Annotated in this window: 21 protein-coding genes and 2 pseudogenes; 9 read left to right on the forward strand and 14 right to left on the reverse strand. The window is 69.9% G+C overall.

Features of this window, described 5'->3' with window-relative positions:
• Positions 1-10 precede the first annotated feature (10 nt).
• Positions 11-187: pseudogene (locus A5673_RS01090) on the forward strand (transporter); the annotation flags it as partial.
• Between the two features lie 43 nt (positions 188-230).
• Here the strand turns inward: A5673_RS01090 and A5673_RS01095 are convergent.
• From A5673_RS01095 to pyrR, 3 genes are read right to left on the reverse strand one after another with little or no spacing between them, the layout of a single operon-like run.
• Positions 231-1,523: a dihydroorotase gene (locus tag A5673_RS01095; RefSeq protein WP_068226667.1), complete on the reverse strand. Its 1,293-nt coding sequence runs from the start codon at positions 1,521-1,523 to the stop codon at positions 231-233.
• Complete coding sequence (locus tag A5673_RS01100; RefSeq protein ID WP_068226668.1) at positions 1,520-2,473, reverse strand: aspartate carbamoyltransferase catalytic subunit; 954 nt, start codon at positions 2,471-2,473, stop codon at positions 1,520-1,522. The genes A5673_RS01095 and A5673_RS01100 overlap by 4 nt, the downstream gene beginning before the upstream one ends.
• Complete coding sequence (pyrR, locus tag A5673_RS01105; protein WP_068226669.1) at positions 2,470-3,033, reverse strand: bifunctional pyr operon transcriptional regulator/uracil phosphoribosyltransferase PyrR; 564 nt, start codon at positions 3,031-3,033, stop codon at positions 2,470-2,472. Before pyrR ends, A5673_RS01100 begins: the two co-directional genes overlap by 4 nt.
• Positions 3,034-3,163: 130 nt before the next feature.
• Between pyrR and A5673_RS01110 the strand changes: the two genes are divergently transcribed.
• Positions 3,164-3,796, forward strand: a complete 633-nt coding sequence (locus A5673_RS01110; RefSeq protein WP_156747749.1) for a class I SAM-dependent methyltransferase — start codon at positions 3,164-3,166, stop codon at positions 3,794-3,796.
• Between the two features lie 44 nt (positions 3,797-3,840).
• Positions 3,841-5,067 carry a DUF222 domain-containing protein gene (locus A5673_RS01115; protein ID WP_068226671.1) on the forward strand — a complete coding sequence of 409 codons (1,227 nt, stop codon included), beginning with the start codon at positions 3,841-3,843 and terminating at the stop codon, positions 5,065-5,067.
• Between the two features lie 3 nt (positions 5,068-5,070).
• Here the strand turns inward: A5673_RS01115 and A5673_RS01120 are convergent, their stop codons facing one another.
• The gene (locus A5673_RS01120; protein WP_068226672.1) at positions 5,071-5,499 is read right to left on the reverse strand and encodes a cellulose-binding domain-containing protein; all 429 of its coding nucleotides are present in this window, start codon (positions 5,497-5,499) and stop codon (positions 5,071-5,073) included.
• A 122-nt stretch (positions 5,500-5,621) separates the two neighbouring features.
• Between A5673_RS01120 and A5673_RS01125 the strand changes: the two genes are divergently transcribed.
• Both A5673_RS01125 and A5673_RS01130 read left to right on the forward strand, forming a co-directional pair.
• A complete protein-coding gene (locus tag A5673_RS01125) occupies positions 5,622-6,827 on the forward strand; it encodes a serine hydrolase (RefSeq protein ID WP_068226687.1) in 1,206 nt (401 codons plus the stop codon).
• A gap of 3 nt (positions 6,828-6,830) precedes the next feature.
• Positions 6,831-7,373, forward strand: a complete 543-nt coding sequence (locus A5673_RS01130; protein WP_068226673.1) for a GNAT family N-acetyltransferase — start codon at positions 6,831-6,833, stop codon at positions 7,371-7,373.
• 41 nt (positions 7,374-7,414) lie between these two features.
• Here the strand turns inward: A5673_RS01130 and A5673_RS01135 are convergent, their stop codons facing one another.
• Positions 7,415-8,662 carry an MFS transporter gene (locus tag A5673_RS01135; RefSeq protein ID WP_068226674.1) on the reverse strand — a complete coding sequence of 416 codons (1,248 nt, stop codon included), beginning with the start codon at positions 8,660-8,662 and terminating at the stop codon, positions 7,415-7,417.
• A gap of 253 nt (positions 8,663-8,915) precedes the next feature.
• Here A5673_RS01135 and A5673_RS01140 point away from each other — a divergent pair, with 253 nt between their 5' ends.
• Positions 8,916-9,701, forward strand: coding sequence for a hypothetical protein (locus A5673_RS01140; protein WP_068226675.1), 786 nt, complete (start codon positions 8,916-8,918; stop codon positions 9,699-9,701).
• Positions 9,702-9,705: 4 nt separating this feature from the next.
• Positions 9,706-10,374, forward strand: coding sequence for a response regulator transcription factor (locus tag A5673_RS01145; RefSeq protein ID WP_068226676.1), 669 nt, complete (start codon positions 9,706-9,708; stop codon positions 10,372-10,374).
• On the opposite strand, the gene A5673_RS01150 is transcribed toward A5673_RS01145, so the two are convergent.
• Positions 10,356-11,738 (reverse strand): HAMP domain-containing sensor histidine kinase, encoded by a 1,383-nt coding sequence (locus A5673_RS01150; RefSeq protein WP_068226677.1) that lies wholly within the window; start codon positions 11,736-11,738, stop codon positions 10,356-10,358. The two genes, A5673_RS01145 and A5673_RS01150, sit on opposite strands and share 19 nt — an antisense overlap.
• Before the next feature lie 98 nt (positions 11,739-11,836).
• Between A5673_RS01150 and A5673_RS01155 the strand changes: the two genes are divergently transcribed.
• The gene (locus A5673_RS01155) at positions 11,837-12,151 is read left to right on the forward strand and encodes a hypothetical protein (RefSeq protein WP_068226678.1); all 315 of its coding nucleotides are present in this window, start codon (positions 11,837-11,839) and stop codon (positions 12,149-12,151) included.
• Positions 12,144-12,368 carry a hypothetical protein gene (locus tag A5673_RS01160; RefSeq protein ID WP_068226679.1) on the forward strand — a complete coding sequence of 75 codons (225 nt, stop codon included), beginning with the start codon at positions 12,144-12,146 and terminating at the stop codon, positions 12,366-12,368. Before A5673_RS01155 ends, A5673_RS01160 begins: the two co-directional genes overlap by 8 nt.
• 6 nt (positions 12,369-12,374) lie before the next feature.
• Here the strand turns inward: A5673_RS01160 and A5673_RS01165 are convergent, their stop codons facing one another.
• The 8 genes and pseudogenes from A5673_RS01165 to A5673_RS01200 form a co-directional block, all read right to left on the reverse strand.
• Positions 12,375-15,218, reverse strand: a complete 2,844-nt coding sequence (locus A5673_RS01165) for an aminotransferase class I/II-fold pyridoxal phosphate-dependent enzyme (protein ID WP_068226680.1) — start codon at positions 15,216-15,218, stop codon at positions 12,375-12,377.
• Positions 15,219-15,236: 18 nt separating this feature from the next.
• Positions 15,237-15,674, reverse strand: a complete 438-nt coding sequence (locus tag A5673_RS01170) for a DUF6636 domain-containing protein (RefSeq protein WP_068226681.1) — start codon at positions 15,672-15,674, stop codon at positions 15,237-15,239.
• A gap of 160 nt (positions 15,675-15,834) precedes the next feature.
• Entirely contained in the window at positions 15,835-16,296 is a 462-nt protein-coding gene (locus A5673_RS01175) for a GreA/GreB family elongation factor (RefSeq protein ID WP_068226682.1), read from the reverse strand.
• Positions 16,297-16,378: 82 nt separating this feature from the next.
• Positions 16,379-16,981, reverse strand: a complete 603-nt coding sequence (locus tag A5673_RS01180) for a hypothetical protein (RefSeq protein WP_068226683.1) — start codon at positions 16,979-16,981, stop codon at positions 16,379-16,381.
• A 127-nt stretch (positions 16,982-17,108) separates the two neighbouring features.
• Positions 17,109-18,623: a CdaR family transcriptional regulator gene (locus A5673_RS01185; RefSeq protein ID WP_068226684.1), complete on the reverse strand. Its 1,515-nt coding sequence runs from the start codon at positions 18,621-18,623 to the stop codon at positions 17,109-17,111.
• Positions 18,624-18,637: 14 nt separating this feature from the next.
• On the reverse strand, positions 18,638-19,024 hold the full coding sequence (locus tag A5673_RS01190) for an antitermination protein NusB (RefSeq protein WP_068226685.1): 387 nt from the start codon (positions 19,022-19,024) through the stop codon (positions 18,638-18,640).
• On the reverse strand, positions 19,021-19,485 hold the full coding sequence (gene nusB / locus A5673_RS01195; RefSeq protein WP_068226686.1) for a transcription antitermination factor NusB: 465 nt from the start codon (positions 19,483-19,485) through the stop codon (positions 19,021-19,023). Before nusB ends, A5673_RS01190 begins: the two co-directional genes overlap by 4 nt.
• Positions 19,482-19,677 (reverse strand): annotated as a pseudogene (locus A5673_RS01200) (elongation factor P); the annotation flags it as partial. The pseudogene A5673_RS01200 and the gene nusB, both read right to left, overlap by 4 nt.

The raw sequence follows: 19,677 nt of genomic DNA on the forward strand, positions 1-19,677 counted from the left end.
AGAGCCCGGCATGATCTCAGGCACGCTGGTGGGGTCGCTGATCTTTGCGGCGGTGCTGGTGGTGGCGATCGCGGTGCTCATCCAGCTGATGATGCGCGGTTGGCGGCGCCGCGCCCAGCGGCAGCAGGAGCTGATCGGCGAGTTGCCCGACGTGCCCGACACGCTGGGCACCGCGATCGCCACCACCAGCACCGCCGCAAAGATCAGCGACCCCACCAGCGTGCCTGAGTTCATGCCGGGCTCTTCCCGTCCCGGGCGGTGACCCGCCCGCGCAGCAGGGTGGCCGTCACCGTGGCGGGCAGGGTCATCGACTCGTACGGCGTGTTGGCCGACCGGCTGGCCAAGTCCGACCCGGCGACCGTCCACGTGGCGTCCGGATCCACCACGGTGAGGTTCGCCGGTTCGCCCACCTCCAGCGGGCGGCCGTGGTCGGGCAGTCCGACGATGCGGGCCGGGTTCTCGCTCATCACCCGCGCCACGTCCCGCCACGTCAGCAGGCCCGGCACGACCATCGTCTGCACCACCACCGACAGCGCCGTCTGCAGCCCCAGCATGCCGGGCCGCGCCGCCGAGAACTCGACGCACTTCTCGTGCTCGGCGTGCGGGGCATGGTCGGTGGCCACACAGTCGACTACCCCCTCGGCCAGCGCCTGACGCAGCGCGATCGCGTCGGCGGGCTCGCGCAGCGGCGGGTTGACCCGGTTCACCCCTTGGTAGCTGGCCAGCCGGCCGTCGTCGAGCAGCAGGTGGTGCGGGGTGACCTCGGCGGTGATCGAAATGCCTTGCCCTTTGGCCCATTTCAGGATCTCGACGGTGCCCGCGGTGGAGGCGTGGCAGACGTGCACCCGGGCGCCGGCGTCGCGGGCCAGCAGCGCGTCGCGGGCCACGATCGATTCCTCGGCGGCGCGCGGCCACCCCGCGAGCCCCAGCCGGGCGGCCGTCGGTCCCTCGTGGGCGACGGCGCCGACGGTCAGCCGCGGCTCCTCGGCGTGCTGGGCGATCAGCACCCCCAGGCCGGTGGCGTACTCCAGGGCGCGGCGCATGATCAGCGGGTCGTGCACGCAGACGCCGTCGTCGGAGAACATCCGCACCTGCGCGGCGCCGGCGGCCATCATGCCCATCTCGGTGAGCTCGGCCCCGGCCAGCCCGACCGTGACCGCGCCGACGGGGTGCACGTCGACCAGGCCGACCTGCTGGCCGCGGTGCCAGACGTGGTCGGTGACCACCGGGCTGTCGGCGACCGGGTTGGTGTTGGCCATCGCGAACACCGCCGTGTACCCGCCCAAAGCGGCCGCCGCCGAGCCGGTTTCGATGTCCTCGGCGTACTCGCGGCCGGGCTCGCGCAGATGGGTGTGCAGGTCGACGAACCCGGGCAGCAGGACCTGCCCGGTGGCGTCGATGACGTCAGCCGTGTCCGGAATGGCCAGGCCCGTACCGATTTCGGCGATCTGCCCGTCGTCGACCAGCACGTCGACCCGGTCGCCCTCGCCGTAGAGCCGGACGCCTCGGATCAGGACGCTCATGCCGCCGCCTCTTCCGCCCCTACCAGGACGTGGAACAGCACGGCCATCCGCACGTGCACCCCGTTCGAAACCTGTTGCAGCACGGCGGATTGCGAGGAGTCTGCCACCGATGACGAGATCTCCATGCCGCGCACCATCGGCCCGGGATGCAGCACCACCGCATGGCCGGGCAGCATCGCCTGGCGCCGCTCGGAGAGCCCGTAGCGCACCGAGTATTCGCGCACCGACGGGAAGAAGCCGCCGTTCATCCGCTCGGCCTGCACCCTCAGCATCAGCACCGCATCGGCAGCGGGCAGTTCGGCGTCGAAGTCGTAGGAGACGGTGGCCGGCCAGCCGTCGACCCCGACCGGCAGCAGCGTCGGCGGCGCGACCAGCACCACCTCGGCACCCAGGGTGGCCAACAGCATCACGTTGGACCGGGCGACCCGGCTGTGCAGGATGTCGCCGACGATCACGACGCGGCGGCCCTCGATGCCGCCGAGGCGCTGGCGCATGGTCAGCGCGTCCAGCAGCGCCTGCGTCGGGTGCTCGTGGGTGCCGTCGCCGGCGTTGATGACCGACGGGCCGTCGCCTTCAAAAGGCGAAGCACACGTCCAGTCGGCGAGCAGGTGGGCGGCCCCGGACGCCGGATGCCGGATGATCAGCGCGTCGGCGCCGGCGGCCCGCAGCGTCAGCGCGGTGTCGCGCAGCGACTCGCCCTTGCCCACCGACGATCCCGCCGCGCTGACGTTGATCACGTCGGCGCTCATCCACTTGCCCGCCACCTCGAAGGACACCCGGGTGCGGGTCGAGTTCTCGTAGAACATCGTGACGACGGTGCGCCCACGCAGCGTCGGCAGCTTCTTGATGTCGCGGCCCACCAGCGCCTGGGCGAACCGGTCGGCGTCGTCGAGGATGGCGGTGGCGTCGTCGCGGCTCAGGTCGCCGGCGGCCAGCAGGTGGCGGGTCATCGCGAGATCACCACCCCGTCGCGGTCGTCGTGCTCGCTCAGCAGCACGTGCACGCTCTCGGTGCGCGAGGTCGGCACGTTCTTGCCGACGTAGTCGGCGCGCAGCGGCAGTTCGCGGTGGCCGCGGTCGACCAGTACCGCCAGCTGCACCGCCCGGGGCCGGCCGACGTCGCGCAGCGCGTCCAGCGCGGAGCGCACCGAGCGCCCGGAGTAGAGCACGTCGTCGACGAGGATGACCAGCGCGTCCTCGATGCCGCCGGCCGGGATCGCGGTGTCCTCCAGCGGCCGCGGCGGCTTTTGCATCAGATCGTCGCGGTACAGCGTGATGTCGAGGGCGCCGTACCCGACGTCGACGCCGCTGTATTCGGCGATGTTGGCGGCCAGGCGCTGGGCGAGGATGACGCCGCGGGTCGGGATGCCCAACAGCACCACGCGGGGCGCGTCGGGACCGTCCAGCGCGGTCTTTTCGATGATCTGATGCGCGATACGGGAAATGGTGCGACCCACGTCGGCCGCCGACATCAATTCGCGGCCGGTGCCCGTGTCACCCGCGGCACACATGCGAAGACCTGACCTCCTTCTCCGCCTCTCTGGACGGATCGTTAAAGGATGTCGACTGCCCGGCAGCGTAGCACTGCGGACTAACCTGGGTGAAATGACAGGCTTGAGTTCCCCCGGCTTTCCCTCCGGATTGCAGCGCATGGACTTCGACGCGCTGTACCGCGGCGAGAGCCCCGGCGAAGGCATCCCGGCGATGGCCTCGCCCCCGTGGGATACCAAGGCGCCCAAGGAGAATGTCATCGCGTGGCACTCCGGCGGCTGGGTGCACGGTGACGTCCTCGACATCGGCTGCGGGCTCGGCGACAACGCCATCTACCTGGCGCGCAACGGCTACAACGTCACCGGGCTGGACATCTCACCCACGGCGCTGATCACCGCCGAGCGGCGCGCCCGCGACGCCGGGGTCGAGGTGAGGTTCGCGGTGACCGACGCCACCAAGCTCGAGGGCTACACCGACGCGTTCGACACCGTCGTCGACAGCGGCATGTTCCACTGCCTCGACGACTCGGGCAAGGCCAGCTACGCCGCCGCGGCGCACCGGGCGACCCGGCCGGGTGCCACTTTGCTCATCAGTTGCTTCTCCGACGCGAACCCGACCGATACCGAATGGCCGCGGCCGTCGGTGCCCGAGCGGACGCTGCGCGACGTCCTCAGCGGCGCGGGCTGGGATATCGAAGCGCTGGAACCGGCCACGGTGCGTCGCGAGGTGGACGGGACCGAGATCGACATGGCGTTCTGGTACGTCCGCGCGCGGCGGCGCTAGCCGACCCGGGCGACGTGTCGGTGCCCTCGTCTAGCATCGAACTCATGTTCGAATGCGATCCTGACGAGGCCGCGCTGATCGCGCGGATCGCCGATTTGGAAACTGCCAAGTCGGCGGCCGCTGCCGAGCAGGCGCGCGCGTCCGTGCAGCTGGAGGCGCTCCGCCGCGCCAACGAGGCCGACACCGGGGTGCCGGCCCCCCAGCGTGGGCGCGGACTGGCCAGCGAGATCGCACTGGCACGCCGGGATTCCCCCGCCCAGGGCGGGCGGCACCTCGGATTCGCGAAGGCGCTGGTCAACGAGATGCCGCACACGCTCGCTGCGCTGGAGGCCGGGCGGTTGTCGGAGTGGCGGGCCACCCTGATCGTGCGGGAGAGCGCCTGCCTGGACGTCGAGGACCGGCGCGCGCTGGACGTCGAGCTCTGCGCCGACTCCTCGCAGCTGGACGGGATGGGCAATGCGCGCATCGAGGCGGCGGCCAAGGCGATTGCCTACCGGCTGGACCCGCACGCCGTGGTCGACCGCGCGGCCAAGGCCGAGTCCGAGCGCACTGTGACGATTCGTCCGGCCCCCGACACCATGACGTGGGTGACGGCGCTCCTTCCGGTGGCCCGAGGTGTTGCGGTGTACGCGGCCCTCAAGCGTGCCGCCGACACCACGTTCGACGGCCGCACCCGCGGCCAGGTCATGGCCGACGCGCTGGTCGAACGCGTCACCGGCCGGCCCGCCGAGGTGGCCGAGCCGATCGCGGTCAACCTGGTGATCTCCGACGAGACGCTGCTGGGCCATGACGACACGGCGGCGGTGGTCGACGGGTACGGCCCGATACCGGCGGCTGTGGCCCGCCACCTGGTGGGCGACGCGGCCGTCGATGACCGGTCTCGGGCCACGCTGCGGCGGCTCTACCGGCATCCCGGTTCAGGGTCGCTGGTCGCGATGGAGTCGCGGGCGCGGTGCTTCCCCAAAGGGCTTGCCAAGTTCATCGGTCTGCGCGATCAGCGCTGTCGCACTCCCTACTGTGACGCCCCGATCCGACACCACGACCACGCCCGGCCTCACCACCGCGGCGGTGCCACCAGCGCGGCGAACGGGCTCGGCGAGTGTGAGCGCTGCAACTACGCCAAGGAGGCACCCGGCTGGCGCGTCACCGCCACCACGGACGAAATGGGCAGGCACACAGCCGAATTCACGACGCCCACTGGCGCGCGCTACCGCTCCGGCGCGCCGCCCGGGCGGCTCGAGATATTCGTCATCGAGCCCCGCGCCGCCTGACCGCTAGCTGCACGGGTATTGGCTGTTGAGCACGCAATTCGTCGGTGGCGAGTAGGTGCCGATCAGCACGCCCCTGAAACCACCCGTGGCCGAACCACCCGGCGCGATGACGCGATTCCAGTTCGCGGGGGTGACAACGAAGTGCGTGCCCGATTGGGTGACAGTGCTGTTCCACGCGTGCACGACGGATTGCCCCGCCGGCATGTCGAAGTCAATACGCCAATCGCTCATCGGCGCCAGGCTCGCGTTGGTGACGGCGAAGCGGGCGATGAAACCGGTCTGCCACGTGTGTTCCACCGCCAACGTCGCGGTCGCCGCGGCCGCCTGCGCCGCGGGGGCGATGCCGAGTCCGACGAGGGCAACCGTCAACGCCGACACGGTCACGCGCAGCGCGGTGCGCCAGCGCTGCCCGCGATTGCTCAGTCCGGCCATAACCGCCAACGCTAAGACCGAACGGGCGATATCGGCCCCCGCATCGCGGGTAAGCTGCAGGACCTTTGCCCAACCGAAACCGTCATGAAATGTTGGCGGCGGCGCCCACTACCCTGAACCGGGTGAATCTGGACGTCAATCAGGCCTCCATCCGCGAGGTGTGCGACGCGGGCCTGCTGGCCGGCGCCTTGACGGTGGTCTGGCAGCGCGGACAAGTGTTGCAGGTCAACGAGATCGGCTACCGCGACATCGACGCGGGACTGCCGATGCAGCGGGACACGCTGTTTCGCATCGCGTCGATGACCAAGCCGGTCACGGTCGCGGCCGTGATGAGCCTGGTCGACGAGGGCAAGCTGGCGCTGCGGGACCCGGTCGTGCGCTGGGCGCCGGAGCTGGCCGACGTGCGGGTGCTCGACGATCCGCACGGTCCGTTGGACCGCACGCACCCGCTGGGACGCGCGATCCTGATCGAGGACCTGCTCACCCACACCAGCGGCCTGGCCTATGGCTTTTCGGTGTCCGGGCCGATCGCCAAGGCCTACGTGCGGCTGCCGTTCAATCAGGGCCCCGACGCCTGGCTGGCCGAGCTGGCCAAGCTGCCGCTGGTCCATCAGCCCGGCGAGCGGATGACCTACAGCCACTCCATCGACCTGCTGGGCGTCATCGCTTCGCGCATCGACGGCAAGCCGTTCAACGAGGTCCTCGACGAACGGGTCCTTGGCCCGGTAGGCATGCCCGACACGGGGTTCTTCGTCTCCCCCGAGGCGCGCCGCCGCGCGGCGACCATGTACCGGCTCGACGGGCAGGGCCGGCTGCACCACGACGCGATGGGTCCGCCGCACATCAGGCCGCCGTCGTTCTGCAACGCCGGCGGCGGACTGTGGTCGACCGCCGACGACTACCTGCGGTTCGTGCGGATGCTGCTCGGCGACGGGGAGATCGACGGTGTGCGGGTCCTTTCGGCCGAGTCCGCCCGGCTGATGCGGACGGACCGGCTCACCGACGAGCAGAAGCGGCACCACTTCCTCGGGGCGCCGTATTGGGTCGGCCGCGGGTTCGGACTGAACCTGTCGGTGGTGACCGACCCGGCGAAGAGCGCGCCGCTGTTCGGGCCGGGCGGGCTCGGAACGTTCAGCTGGCCCGGCGCGTACGGCACGTGGTGGCAGGCGGACCCGACCGCCGAGGTGGTGCTGCTGTATCTGGTCCAGAACCTGCCCGACATGTCCGCGGACGTGGCCGCGGCCGTCGCGGGCAACACCTCGCTGTCGAAACTCCAATCGGCGCAACCGAAGTTCGTGCGGCGCACCTATCAGGCGCTCGGCCTCTAGCGCATGGCCGCCGCCTACCCGCCCGACCGCATGACCGGCCCGAAGCTGGTGCTGCGCCCCCCGGTGCTCGACGACGCGGGCGCGCTCTATCAGCGAGTCGCCCGCGATCCCGAGGTCACCAAGTACCTGCTGTGGGCGCCGCATCCCGACGTGGCGGCGACGCGGCGGGTGATCACCGAAAAAATCAACGTCGGCGGCGACGAGCGGACCTGGGCCATCACGCTCAAGAACAGCGGCGAGGTCATCGGCCTGACCAGCTGCCGACGGCCGGTGCCGTATTCGGTCGAGGTCGGTTACTGCCTCGGCAGGCGGTGGTGGGGCAGGGGCTACATGTCCGAGGTGCTCGACCTGCTGCTCGCCGCGCTGCAGGCCGATCGGCAGGTGTATCGCGTGTGGGCGACGTGCAGCCCCGACAACGTGCGCTCGGCGCGGCTGCTGGAGCGCGCCGGTTTCGGGTTGGAGGGTCGGCTGGCCCGGCACGCCGTGTACCCCACCCTGGGACCCGAGCCCCGGGACGCCCTCATGTACGCCAAGATCCTGCGCTGACCCGTGCCAAAATCCGCACTCTGAAAGCACTTTCGAAGCCGTCAGCGCACACCCACCCTGTCCTCGGACCGCGGAGGGGGCGTGGGTTCCAGTCCGGGCGGCACCAAACGGGTCGGCACCAACGGCACCGCCGCCAAGGGAAACACCGCGCAGAGAGCCCAGGCCGCCGGATATTGGGCCGCCATGATCAGCGCGCCGAAGAGAGGCGGCCCGGAGGCGGCCACCAGCCGCTGGGTGGTGTTCTGCACGCCCAGCGCGCGTCCGCTCCAGTACGGCCCGGCCAACTCGGTGATCGCCGTGGCCTCCAGCCCGTTGTCAAGCACCGCGAGCACCGATACGGCGACCATCAGCAACACGTCGTAACCCGAGGCGTTGCCGTCGGTCAGCGCGAGCAGGAACAGCGCCGCGGCGGCGGCGATGGCGATGGTGCGGACCGGGCGCATCCGCGAGCCGACGCGATCCGACCAGCGGCCGACCGCGATTCGTCCCGCCGCGCCCAGCAGTTGGGCGAACGTGATCAAACCGCCGGCGGCCGCCACCGACCAGCCGTGGTGATCCATCAGCCACACGAGCACGAACGTCGCGGTCACGGTCTGGGGCATCATCAACAGGCCGGCCACCGCGTGGATTCGCCACAGCACGAACGAGCCCCGATACGGGCTGGCCAGTTCAGCGTGGGCGGCCTCCCAGCGGGGTTTGCGGGGCGGATCAACGATTCCGATCGCGCTGGCGACCGCGGCCACCGTACAAATCACCGCGAGGAACATCAGCCCGCGGTGCGGGCCGCGTTCGGAGAGCTCCGGAATCATCAACGCGCCCAGAGCGATTCCCAGCGGTTGTGAGGTCTGGCGGACGCCCATCGCCAGGCCGCGTTGGTGCGGCGGGAACCATGCGGACACCAGCCGGCCGCCCGCCGCATTGCAACCGGCCGCGGCCATCCCGCCCATGAACAGAAAGACGCCGACCATCAGCAGCGAATGAGCCGACGCCGCAGCGTAAGCCGCAGCCGCGGTGAGCGCAGAGCCCGCCGTGAGCACGACGCGCTCGCCGACGCGGTCCAGCACATAGCCCCACAGAATCAGCGTGAGGACCATGCCCCAACTGGGCATCGACACCAGCAGGCCGGCTTCGGCCAGCGGAATACCGCGTCGAGCCTGTAACGAAGGGATAAGGAAAGCAACGCCATTGATGAAGAGGAATGAGCTTGCCGTCACCCCCAAGGAGATGGCCATGATCGACCACCGCGCCCCCGCGCCGAGTCCGAACTTGATGTCCGATTCCTTCAGCATTCATCCATGGTGGCACCGTCGAAGCGGTGTAACTTATTGAATGCTCAGGTAATTGCCATCCAGCAATCAAATCGCGTCGACGGCGTGATGTCGCTCGTATTACGAAACATGTTGAGCGCGTGGCATTCCGGGTCTGGCGTCCGGCCCCGCGTTTCACAGCCGAAACTTGGCCGCCACCCAGCAATCATCTCAGCGATCTCTCAGCGGGGCTCCCGTAGACATGAACGACAACCACACCGGAAGATCATCAACTGTGAACGATGTTGCGAAACATGCCCTGACCAAGGTGCCGGCGGTCACGCTGGGCTTTTGGGTCATCAAGATCCTGGCGACGACGCTGGGCGAGACCGGCGGCGACACCGTCACGATGACGCTGAACTGGGGTTACCTGGCCGGCGTGGCGCTGTTCGGCGTCGTGCTGATAGCGCTGGTTGCCGCGCAAATCCTCGCCAAGCGTTTCCACGCGGGTCTCTACTGGGCGACGATCGTGGCCTCGACGACGTTCGGCACGACGCTGGCCGATTTCGCCGACCGACAGCTGGGCATCGGCTACACCGGCGGTTCGCTGCTGCTGCTGGCCTGCCTGGTGGCCACGCTGGGACTGTGGCGCTGGTCGCAGGGAACGGTGTCGGTGAACACCGTTTCGACGCCCAAGGTGGAGGCGTTCTACTGGGCGACGATCACGTTTTCGCAGACGCTGGGCACCGCCCTCGGCGATTGGCTCGCCGACACCCGCGGATTCGGCTACGAGCGCGGCGCACTGGTGTTCACGGCGGCGCTCGCCGCCGTGGTGGCCCTGTATTTCTGGACCTCCGTGTCGCGGGTCACCCTGTTCTGGGTCGCGTTCATCCTCACGCGGCCGCTCGGCGCGACCGTGGGCGACTTCCTGGACAAGCCCGTCGCCGATGGCGGGCTGGCGCTGAGCCGCCCACTGGCTTCGGCGGTCATCGCGGCGATCATCATCGCGTTGCTCATCGTCCTGCCGCAGCGCCCCGGACGTCATCCCGGTCAGGCGGAAGCCGCGACCGACGTAGCGTGACGACATGCGAGTCCTGATCGTCGAGGACGAGCCGCGCTTGTCGGCGACGTTGGCCATGGGGCTGAAGGCCGAGGGCTTCGTCGTCGTGGCCGTCGGCACCGGCGTCGAGGGCCTGCGGCGGGCGGTCGAGAAAAGCTTCGACGTCGTGGTGCTCGACATCATGCTCCCCGGCCACAGCGGCTATGAGGTGCTGCGCCGGATGCGGGCACAGAACGTCTGGACACCGGTGCTCATGCTGACCGCCAAGGACGGCGAGTACGACGAGACGGACGCGTTCGACCTCGGGGCAGACGACTATCTGACCAAACCGTTTTCGTTCCGGGTGCTGGTGGCCCGCCTGCGGGCGCTGGTGCGTCGCGGCGCGCCGGAGCGGCCGACGGTGTTGACCGCCGGGTCGCTGTTACTGGACCCGGCCCGGCACACGGTCCACCGCGGCTCGACCCCGATCACCCTGACGCCGCGCGAGTATGGGCTGCTGGAGTTCCTCATGCGCAACACGGACGTGGTGGTGACGAAGGCCGAGATCCTGCGCAACGTCTGGGACGCGCACCATCAGGGCCCGGACAACGTCGTCGAGGTCTATGTCGGATATCTGCGCCGCAAGATCGATCTTCCGTTCGGCACCAACACCATTGAGACGGTCCGGGGCGTCGGTTACCGATTGCTGCGCTGAGGCAACTCCACGCTCATCGTGGTCCCGCCGCCGGGCCGGTCGCCGATCGCGATCGTGCCGCCGTGGGCGTCCACGATCTCGGCGACGATCGCCAAGCCAAGGCCGGCACCGCCGCCGCTGCGGGAGCGGTCGGAATCCAGGCGCACGAAGCGTTCGAACACCCGAGTCCGTTCGGCCGGCGGGATGCCGGGACCGTCGTCGCTCACGGTGAGTGTGGCCGCGGCATTGCGGCTGCCGACCTCGATGGCGACGCACGAGTTCGCATGGCGGACAGCGTTATCCACGAGGTTACGGATCATCCGGGAGATGGCCGTGGGGTCACCGGTCAGGCGCGCCGGACGGATGTCGGTGTGGACCGCGCATCCCGCTTCGCGCCGCGCGCGGGCGGCCTCGACGCCGGCGAGATCATCGAGGGACATCTCTTCGGTGTGCCGCAACAGGTTCTGCTCGTCGGCGCGGGCCAGCAGGAACAGGTCTTCGATCAGCGTGCGCATGCGGTGCGCCTCGGGCAGCAGCGTGTCGATCGTCAACTCCGCGCTGAGCAGTTCGGGGTGGGCCTCGCCGACCTCCAACCCGGAGATGATGGTCGCCAGCGGGCTGCGCAGTTCATGGGAGGCGTCGCCGAGGAACCGTTGCTGCGCGCGGTGACCGGCCTCGAGGCGCGACAGCATCTCGTTCATGGTGACCGCCAGCGCCGCGATCTCGTCGTGGCTGCTGGGCACCGGAACCCGTTCGGCCAGATCCGAAGTGGAGATTTCGGCCACCCTGCTGCGGATCGCGTCCACCGACTGCAGGGACCGGCGGACGAGCCAGTAGCTCGCGGCGCCCGCCACCGCGATGATGATCGGGGCGCCGCAGGCCAACAGCAGCGCGACCGCCCACGCGGTCGCCTCGACCGCCTCGCTGCCCCCTCCGACAATCACCGTGTAATCACCGGACGGGGTTGCGACCCGCTGACCGCTGACGCGCATGTCGTCGTGGGGCATCACGTCATCCGGCAGGCCGCGGCGCAACCGGTAGCCGAACTGTGTCACCGGGACCATGGGCATCTTCGGCGCCGATCCGGACCGCACCACCACCTTGCCGTCGGGCGCGATGACCTGAATCGCGACCACGCGCTGGTCGGTCGTCAGCAGGGCGCTGTCGACGTCGTTGACGGAATCGGTCCGCACGGCCTCCGCGATACTGCGCACCCGGCCCGCGGTCGCGTCGTCGACGCCCCCCAACAACGTCCGGTACAGCAGCGCGTCCAGTCCCGCGCCGGCGAGGGCCAGCGCCAACAGCACCACGACCGCGGACACCGCGGCCGAGCGAGCGGAGATGCCCAAGCTTCGCCGAAACGGCCACACGGCGGACCAGCGCACCCTCCGATTCTTGCAAGGCCCCGGCCGGACGGGAAACACCGCAGCTCAGCGGGCTTCTCAGCGGCTTCTCAGCGACCCCCTCGTAGGCTGGCGCTGCGATGAACGTCGAGGAATTGCGCCGAATACTCGCCGACCTGCCGGGCGAAATGCCCATCGCCGTTGAGGATTCCACGATGGGCTGGATGGGCAACGCCGAGCTCTATCTGGCGCCCGCGCACGTCGACCGACGGGTCTCCGGCAACTACCTCTACGCCTGTCACGCCGACGGCGCCGACAACTGTCACGCGCTGCTGATCAGCAGCCTTCACCAATGCGACGAGGGCGTCGTGGACATCGGACCCGGGCCGGCGCCGCCGACGTTGGTCGATGCGGACGACGCGGACGTCGCCCTAGAGAGAGGCGGTCATGCCTGAAGTACCCAGATTCGCCACCAAGGTCGTGATCGGCGTTGCGATTGCCCTTGGCGCCGGTGTCGTCGGGTTGACACCGGCCGTAGCCGACCCGGGCGCGTTCAACACCCTCAGCTGCAGCTGCCAACAGGCGGCTCCCGCCGGCAGCCCTGCCCGCAAGGACGCGATCGCCCGGGGCATCCGGCAGGGCCTCTCGGACTGGTCGGCCGTCACCGGATAGCGCCGTTCAGGCGCGTTCGTTGACCGGCTGCGCGACGCTGTCGCCGTTGCGCGCCGGGGCGGCGGGGCCGTTGGGCGGCAGCTCGAAGGCCGGGAACGCCGAGCCCACCGCGGCCGTCGCCGCGTTGCGCTGGGCCTCCATGCGGGCCAGCGCCGCGTCGGTGAACACCGACAGTCCGAGGTCGGGGTTGTAGCCGTGGATTTCCTTGACGTCCAGCTGGGCGAGGAAGTAGACGATCTCCTTGGAGACCACCTGGCCCGGGACCAGGACGGGGAAGCCGGGCGGGTAGGGCACCACGAACGTGGTGGACACCAGGGTCCTGCCCTCGGCCAGCCGCCGCCCGGCCATGCCGATCAGGACGTGCTCGCGGTCCGACTCCTCGTATCCGGCGTAGAACGCCGAGCGCATGTCGCCGAACTTGCACGCGTCCACGGGGCGGAAGGCGACGTCGAACTCACTGAAATCCGGTAGGTGCGGCAGGTCCTCGGTGATCTCCTCCACCCGGCGCTGCTGCAGGGCGCGGTCCTCCTTGCCGCCGACGCTCTCGCTGCGCTCGAAGTCGGTCGCGATCCGCCGCAGCACGTCGAGCAGGTAATGCACGCTCGACCAGGTGACGCCGATGGTGAAGATCAGCAGCACGCTGTTGATGGAGGTCTTGTTGATCTGGATGCCGAAGCGGTCCATCAGGATCTTCTCGCGGAAGTCGTAGCCGTTCATGCCGGTCTTGCCGATGAACAGCGTGACGCGCGTCGCGTCGAGCACGAACTGGTCGGAGCGCCACGCCTCGTTCCACTCGGCCAGCGCGCCCTGGCGGACCTGACGGTAGGAGCTCACCGACGACGCCCGGAACTCGTCGGGCACCAGGTCGGACTCGTCGAGGATGCGGAACCACTTGCCGATCAGCCGGTCCTTGCGGACCCGGTGCCGGAACACCAGCGCCATGTTGTAGGTGTTGCGGACCAGCTCGAAGCCCTCGATGTCGACCTGCCGGCGCGCCAGGTCCAGCGACGCCAGCAGCTGCTGGTTCGGCGACGTCGAGGTGTGGGTCAAAAACGCCTCGGCGAACGCGTCGCGGGTCAGCGCCTTGAAGTCCTGGTCGCGCACGTGGACCATCGACGCCTGCCGAAATGCCGACAACGACTTGTGCGTGGAATGCGTGGCGTACACCCGCACCCGCGCGCGGGCCGGGTCGGGAAGCAGCCGGCGCTCCAGCCACTCGGAGCGATCCACCCCCTCCATCTCCGCGGCCCACTCCCGGTATTCGGCAGCGTATTCCGGTGACGCCAGCATCTGCTCGAGGCGTTCGGCGGAGACCATCGCGGTGCGCTGCCGGGCCCACGGCACCGCGGTGGCGAACGCGTACCACGCCTCGTCCCACAAAAAGCAGATGTCCGGCTTGATCGCCAGCACCTCCTCCATCACGCGCCGCGGGTTGTAGACGACGCCGTCGAAGGTGCAGTTGGTGAGCAGCAGCATCCGCACCCGGTGCAGCTGGCCGGCGGCCTCGAGATCGAGCAGCGCCTTTTTGATCGTGTGCAGCGACACGGCCCCGTAGATCGCGTACTCGGGCAGCGGGTAGGCGTCCAGGTACAGCGGGTAGGCCCCGGCCAGCACCAGGCCGTAGTGGTGCGACTTGTGGCAGTTGCGGTCGATCAGCACGATGTCGCCCGGGCGGGTCAGGGCCTGCACGACGATCTTGTTGGCGGTCGAGGTGCCATTGGTGACGAAGTAGGTGTGGTTGGAGTTCCACGTCACGGCCGCCTTGTCCATCGCCGCCTTGATGTTGCCGTGCGGGTCCAGCAGCGAGTCCAATCCCCCGGACGTGGTGGACGTCTCGGCCATGAAGATGTTGCGGCCGTAGAACTCGCCCATGTCCTGCAGGGTCTTGGAGTTGAAGATGCTGGCGCCGCGCGCGACGGGCAGCGCGTGGAATTGGCCGACCGGGGCCGCCGCGTAGGCGCACAGCGCGTCGAAAAACGGTGTGCTGAACCGGTTTCGCAGACCCGCCAGCACGGTGCTGTTCAGGTCGGTGACGTCGTTGAGCCGGTAGAACGTGCGGTCGTAGACGTCGGGTTCGTCCTCGGTCTCCGCGGCGATCGACTCGTCGGTGAGCAGATAAAGGTCGATGTGGGGCCGCAGCTCCCTGATCCATTCGGCGCATTCGACCCAGTCCTGGGTGTCCCTGGCCACCACGTCGTCGCCGGCCGGACCGAGCAGGGTGTTCATCAGCGGCACCCGGTCACGGGAGCGCAGCGGCAGGTCGTGGCGGATGATCGCGGCCTGGATCTCGCCGTTCAGCGCGACCGCGGTGATGGCGTCCTCGATGCTGCCCACCACGAGCAGCTCGTACTGCACCTCGTCGGACGGCCTGCGCAGCGCCCGCAGGCACTCGGCCAGGCTGTCGGGCGCCGTCGCCGGCGCGTCGTCGGCGAGCAGCACCGTGTAGAACTGTTGCTGCTTGGCCTGGGCGACCAACTCCTGCTCGGCCAGCGGCGCGGAGGTGTCGAAAAGCCCTGCGCGGTCGCCGTATTCGCTCAGCAGCCGCACCGCCAGCGACACCTCCTCGGCGAGCCGCACCGTCGACAGCGCGTCGAGGTGGGTGCGGAACGTCGCCAGGTTCGCCGCGCCCGGGTACAGCCAATACCGCTCGTAGGCACCGAGCCGATTCATCAGCCGCTGCACCCGGCACACGTCGTGCGTCTTGTCCAGGCCGGCGAGGTCGACCTCGGCCAGGTGGCGGCACGCGTCGTCGAGCAGGTTCCAGGTGTCCAGGCGCGTGTGCGACGGGTTGGCCACGGCGGCCAGCGCCGACACACGAAGCCGGCGCGGGCGGGCGCTGTCTTTGTTCATGTGGTCACCTTCCGCGCGTCAGTGCAACTCGTAATTATCGCGCGCCAGGAGGAAATAGTGGCCAGTGCTGGCATCCGTGCAGGTGATGCCGGACGGTTCGCTGTCACAGGAGATCGGCCCGATCGACTGCGTCTGACCATACTGCAGCGTCGGATGCCCGGGGCCTCTGACGGTGTCGGTATGACATGCCATCTTCGGCGCGCTGCCCTCAACCAGGCTGATCCGATCCCCGAAGCCCCCCATGCAGGGCGACGGGCGCGGCGGAGGCGCCCAGGTGTGGTCCCGGATCTCGCACATGGCAACGGTGTCGTTGTCCATCGAGAACAGCCCGCAGTCGATATTGCCCGACGGCGACTGAAACGACTGGTAGGAATCGGCGCGCGCGGTCCCGGCCGCGGGCACGGCCATCGCGGCGAGAGTCAACGAGGCGGCGACGCCGGCCGCGATTCTGTTCATAGCCAGCAAATATTGTGGCGCGCGCTGCGCCGGCGCGCGACCATTTCGACAGGATCGAACCGTTATCGGCGGTCCGATTTGCCGTAGGCGACGGCCACGACGAGGCCCACCGCCGCGACCAACACGAACAGCACGACCACGGGGTCGACCAGCTCGAATATCACGCGACCGATTCGGATACGTAGCTCTCCGCGCTTATCAGCGTCACGACCGGGCTGGCACCGTCGGGAATCGAGTAGACACGCCGCTCCCCCGGACGCGCGCCGGCGATCGCGCGGCCCAGGGGCGACAGGGTCGAGTACACCGGGATGCCGGCGCCTTTGGCGCCGTAGCGGCCCAGCAGAAAGGTTTCCGTGTCGCCGCTGTCCTCGTAGCGGATGGTGAGGACCATGCCCGGCTCGGCGATGTTCTCCGCGGTGTCCTTCACGATTGCGCGAGCCAGCAGGTCCTCGATCTCCCGGATGCGCGCCCTTCGCGCCGAGTAGCGCGCGATGCGATTGGCATCGTGATCCATGAAGTCGTCCGGCACTTCGATGCTGCGGCGGGAGCGCAGCGCCGTCAGCTCGCTCAGCAGCCGGCCGTGCTCGTGTCCGGTCAGGATAATTCCTTGCTTGTCAATCATTTTCATCGATTTCCTTTCCATGGGTGCCGTCAGGGACGGGCCGCGGTTCGGCAACCGCCCCTGACGACTCGGTAGGCCGCGGCTATTGCGCGGCGCTGCTGCTGACCATGCGGTCGAAGTCGCGTTGCCAGCCGGCGTGACGGCGCCGGTCGAGCAGGGTGCGCGCGAGGCCGAACAGCGCGACCGCCCCGATGACGACGCCGAACCACAGGGCCGCCCCGGCCGCCACCGCCTCGTCCACCGCGGTAAACATCGGCTTGCTCACCGGCGAGCCCTGCTCGTCGACCCACACGTCAACGCGATCACCGGGTTTCACCGCCCGCTCGACGACCACCATGCCGGCGTGCTCCGTCCCCGCGGCCACCCAGCGCGCCGGCGCGGTGACCGTCGGGCTGGACAGATTGCGGCGGCCGTCGCTCTCGCCGGTGATCGTCGCGACCACCTGGTGGCGGGTCTGCGCCTGCTCGGCGTAGACGCGGGCGCGGGTTTCGTGGACCGCGGTCCCGACGGCGGCCGCGACGGGCAGCGACAGGATCGACACCGCAAACGCCAACACCAACAGGAGCGCTTCGAGCCGGTCGGCGGTGCGCACCAACGGGTTCCGGCCGAACAGCCGGGCGAGCGGCCGCGGCATGCGCGCCGGAACGTCGAACGTTTCCAACTCGCCGGGGCGCGGAGTGGTCATGGGATCGGTCACCTCAACAGCGGGGCTTTGGTTACCACTCCATGGTCGCCGCGACGGCGCAGAAAGGCTTTGCCCTGGCCGGACAACACCGCCGCCGCGCGTTGTCGCGTTCCGACAGTGCGGGTCCTCAGATGTCGGTGGCCGCCAATTCGATCGTCATCGCCAGCCGCTTCTTGGGATCGTCCAGCGACAGGTTGGTGATCTCGGCCATCTTGCGCAGCCGGTATCGCACGGTGTTCTCGTGCACCCGCAACCGCTCGCCCGCGCGCACCGGGTCCCCCTGGGCCTCGAGCCAGGCCCGCAGCGTCGCGACGTAGTCGGTGGAGTTCTCCCGGTCGTGGCGGCGCAATTCGGCGACCGGGCCACGGTCCGGCAGCCGGCCGGATCGCGCCGCGGTGCGCAGCCGCTGCAGCAGGATGTCGTCCCACGCCTCGTCGTAGACCGGCGGCGCGCCACCGCCCGAGGACAACTCGTGCAGCGCCAAACACTCGTCCGCCTCGCGTCGCGCGGCGATGAGGTCGGTCGCCTCGGCCGGCCCGCTGATGCCCGCCGCGACGACCGCCGCGTCGGGCAGGGCCGCCGTGAGGTCGCCCACCCAGCGTCGCGCGGCCGCGGCTGCCTCACCGGGCAGCAGGGTGTAGACCGTGTTTCCGGCCAGCGCGCTGCGGCCGGGCCGCGACCAGCCGAACCCCGTGGTGGCGCGCTCGAACGCCAGCAGCAGCGCGGCGTCGCGCTCGCCGCCCACGGACGCCTGCAGCGCGACGACCCGCAGCGGCCCGCGCGGCAGGCCCAGCCTGGTGACGAGCGTCGCGGCATCGACTGTGCCCTCCAACAACCGGATCACCAGCTCGGATTCGATCTGGCGCTCCAGGTCCGCGCTGGCGTGGGAGCGGAGCAAATGCAGGGCCACGGTCCGGGCGCCGTCGGCCAGCGCGGCGCGCTCGGCGCCGTCCAGCGGGGCCGTGCACGCCACCCAGACCGAACCCAGCAGCTCCTGCCCGGACCGCACCGCGACCACCATGCGCCCGGTCAGGCCGTGTTCGGTGTCCGGCGCGACATACAACGGGTCGTCGAAGCCGGCCAGGTGCGCGAACACGCCGCGCGCCTCGAACAGCGCGCGCAGGCGCTCCGGTGCCTGACGACCGAGGATGGTCTCGGCCCGCGCGGGGTCGGCGTGCTGCTGGCGCCGGGAGTACGCCAAGACTCGCAGCAGCCGGTCCTCGATCGTCACCGCGCCGCCGATCGACTCGGCCAGGCTGTCGGCCAGCGCGAACATGTCGGTGGGGCCGCGACCCGATTCGGTCTCGCGGCCCTCCAGCACCAGCCCGTAGACGACGGCGGCGACCTCGCTCCACGACACCGACCCGTCGAGCACCAGCACCGCTCTCGGCTCGACCCCAGCCGTCGGCTCCGCACCGTCGCGCGTCAACACCACCACCGCGCGGGCCGACGCCGCCCACTCGACCGCTTCCTGCGGCGAGCCGGCGCCGATCGCCAGCAACACGTCGCCCACCAGGGGACGCTCGGCGGTCGGTTCGTGAATCACCACGCTGCGCAGTTCGGTCGACCTGGGCAGCGACGACCAGCGCAGCCGGACCCCGTAACCCCCCAGCACGTTCACCAAGCGGTCCACAGTGATCACGAGGCGCTCCCGGGTCAGCCGTCCAGTTCGTCGTCGCTGTCCACGATGCGCCGATTCGCCCGGGCGTCCATCCACCGCAGCACGGGAAGCTCCCGGCTGCGCGCCGGCAGCTCGGTGACGTCAGTAAGCGACCGCACCACGGCCTGCGTCAGGCCCATGATGGCGGCCATCACCGGCAGCAGCGGCTGCAGCGGCCGGGCCGCCGAACGGACCGTGCTGATGCGCCGCGCCACGATCAGGCGTTCGATCGAGTGGTACAGCCAGGCGCCCACGCCCAGCGCGTAGATCGCCAGCGCCGAGGCGGCGACGGTCCAGCCGTACGCGGCGCACACGACGGCGCCCAGCACCACCGTCGCGGCCAGGAAGGCGGCGACGGCGACCCGCAGCTCCAGCCGCGTCATGGTTCCTTCCGGACCGCCTTGGCGGCCGCCCGGATCTGCGGCGTCACCAGCATGACCTGGCCCAGCACCCCGTTGATGAAGCCCGGCGATTCGTCGGTGGACAGCTCCTTGGCCAGCTGGACGGCCTCGTCGACGGCGACCGGCTCGGGCACGTCGTCGGCGTAGAGCAGCTCCCACACCGCGACCCGCAGGATCGCCCGGTCCACCGCGGGCAGCCGGTCCAGCGTCCAGCCCTGCAGGTGCGAGCTGATCAGGTCGTCGATGTGGGCGGTGTGTTCGCTGACCCCACGGGCCGCCTCGGCGGTGTACGGGAACAGCGGCGCCACGTCCGGGTTCGCATCGGCGAGCTCGGTGCGGACGTCGACGACCTCCGCCGGGCTCAGCCCGCGGGCCTCGGCCTCGAACAGCAGGTCGACGGCGCGCTTGCGCGCCTGATGACGTCCCTTGGGAGGCCGGCTCACGCGTTGACGCGGCCCAGGTAGCTGCCGTCGCGCGTGTCCACCTTCAGCTTGTCGCCGGTGTTGATGAACAGCGGCACCTGGATCTCCGCGCCGGTCTCCACGGTGGCGGGCTTGGTGCCCGCGCTGGACCGGTCGCCCTGCAGGCCGGGCTCGGTGTGGCTGACCACCAGCTCGACGGACACCGGCAGCTCG

Origin of the sequence: Mycobacterium sp. E3198, from assembly GCF_001667015.1 — a bacterium.
Classification (GTDB): domain Bacteria; phylum Actinomycetota; class Actinomycetes; order Mycobacteriales; family Mycobacteriaceae; genus Mycobacterium.

Coding starts and splice junctions, on each gene's coding strand:
- A5673_RS01190 (WP_068226685.1), bottom strand. CDS start 19,024: ATGACGCGGCTGGAGCTGCGGGTCGCCGTCGCCGCCTTCCTGGCCGCG.
- A5673_RS01165 (WP_068226680.1), bottom strand. CDS start 15,218: ATGAACAAAGACAGCGCCCGCCCGCGCCGGCTTCGTGTGTCGGCGCTG.
- A5673_RS01130 (WP_068226673.1), top strand. CDS start 6,831: ATGGCCGCCGCCTACCCGCCCGACCGCATGACCGGCCCGAAGCTGGTG.
- A5673_RS01160 (WP_068226679.1), top strand. CDS start 12,144: ATGCCTGAAGTACCCAGATTCGCCACCAAGGTCGTGATCGGCGTTGCG.
- A5673_RS01180 (WP_068226683.1), bottom strand. CDS start 16,981: ATGACCACTCCGCGCCCCGGCGAGTTGGAAACGTTCGACGTTCCGGCG.
- pyrR (WP_068226669.1), bottom strand. CDS start 3,033: ATGTGTGCCGCGGGTGACACGGGCACCGGCCGCGAATTGATGTCGGCG.
- A5673_RS01175 (WP_068226682.1), bottom strand. CDS start 16,296: ATGATTGACAAGCAAGGAATTATCCTGACCGGACACGAGCACGGCCGG.
- A5673_RS01100 (WP_068226668.1), bottom strand. CDS start 2,473: ATGACCCGCCACCTGCTGGCCGCCGGCGACCTGAGCCGCGACGACGCC.
- A5673_RS01095 (WP_068226667.1), bottom strand. CDS start 1,523: ATGAGCGTCCTGATCCGAGGCGTCCGGCTCTACGGCGAGGGCGACCGG.
- A5673_RS01120 (WP_068226672.1), bottom strand. CDS start 5,499: ATGGCCGGACTGAGCAATCGCGGGCAGCGCTGGCGCACCGCGCTGCGC.
- A5673_RS01135 (WP_068226674.1), bottom strand. CDS start 8,662: ATGCTGAAGGAATCGGACATCAAGTTCGGACTCGGCGCGGGGGCGCGG.
- A5673_RS01170 (WP_068226681.1), bottom strand. CDS start 15,674: ATGAACAGAATCGCGGCCGGCGTCGCCGCCTCGTTGACTCTCGCCGCG.
- A5673_RS01155 (WP_068226678.1), top strand. CDS start 11,837: ATGAACGTCGAGGAATTGCGCCGAATACTCGCCGACCTGCCGGGCGAA.
- A5673_RS01145 (WP_068226676.1), top strand. CDS start 9,706: ATGCGAGTCCTGATCGTCGAGGACGAGCCGCGCTTGTCGGCGACGTTG.
- A5673_RS01115 (WP_068226671.1), top strand. CDS start 3,841: ATGTTCGAATGCGATCCTGACGAGGCCGCGCTGATCGCGCGGATCGCC.